The sequence below is a fragment of the Spirilliplanes yamanashiensis genome, from assembly GCF_016863475.1.
In the GTDB taxonomy this organism is placed as follows: Bacteria; Actinomycetota; Actinomycetes; order Mycobacteriales; family Micromonosporaceae; genus Spirilliplanes; species Spirilliplanes yamanashiensis.
This window is the reverse complement of the sequence record NZ_BOOY01000055.1, coordinates 1-941: the sequence shown is the minus strand read 5'-3', so window position 1 is coordinate 941 and position 941 is coordinate 1. Positions and strand designations below refer to the sequence as shown.

General features: G+C 71.4%; 1 protein-coding gene. It reads right to left on the bottom strand.

Annotation, left to right across the window (positions count from 1 at the left end; genetic code table 11):
• Positions 1-2: 2 nt before the first annotated feature.
• A partial coding sequence (locus Sya03_RS30660; RefSeq protein ID WP_203941950.1) for an IS481 family transposase occupies positions 3-941 on the bottom strand: 939 nt, incomplete at its 5' end.

Genomic DNA, 941 nt, shown 5'->3' with positions numbered 1-941 from the left:
GCCTAGCTGTAGTGGCCAGGACCGTTGTTGACGCGGCTGATGGGTGGCTGTCCTGCGAGGACGGTGTGGCTGCGGTGGTGGTTGTAGGTATGTAACCAGCCGGGCAGCGCGTCGGCTCGGTCTTGGCCGCTGGTGAAGGGCCGGGAGTAGATCCATTCGTCGCACATGGTGCGGTTGAAGCGCTCCGCTTTGCCGTTGGTCTGGGGTCGGTAGCGGCGGGTGAATCGTGGTTGGGCGCCGAGCTGCTGGAGGGCGTGGTGCCAGGCTCGGCCGCGCCGGTAGGCCAGGGCGTTGTCGGTCATGACCCGTTCGATGCGGGCGATGCCGAGGGCGGCGAAGTGTGCGGCGGCGCGGTGCAGGAACCCGGCGCAGGTGGCGGTTTTCTCGTCGGGGTGGATTTCGGCGTAGGCCAGGCGGGTGTGGTCGTCGATCGCGGCGTGGACGTATTCGTAGCCGACCCTGACGGCGTCGCGGGCGCGGCGGCGTTCGAGGCTGTCGCGGCCGTGGACGCGCCAGCCGCCGCCGTCGCGGAGCCGTCCGATCTTCTTGACGTCGACGTGCACCAGTTCGCCTGGGCGGTCGCGTTCGTAGCGGCGGATCGGGGTGCCGGTGGGCCGGTCGAGCCAGGCCAGGCGGTGCAAGCCGTGCCGGGCCAGCACGGCGTGGATCGTGGAGGCGGGCATGCCCAGCAGTGGAGCCAGCCGGCGTGGGCCGCGCTTGAGCCGGGTTCGTAACGCGCACACGCGGGCCTCGATCTCCGGCGAGGTCTTGCTGGGCAGCCGGTGCGCGGTGCTGGACCGGTCGTGCAGCCCGGCATGGCCTTCGGCGCGCCACCGAGCCAGCCATTTGTAGCCAGTAGCCCGCGAGCAGCCCAGCTCGGCGACGACGTGTGCCACCGGGCGGCCGTCGCCGACGACACGCTGGATCAGCAGGCGGCGGCC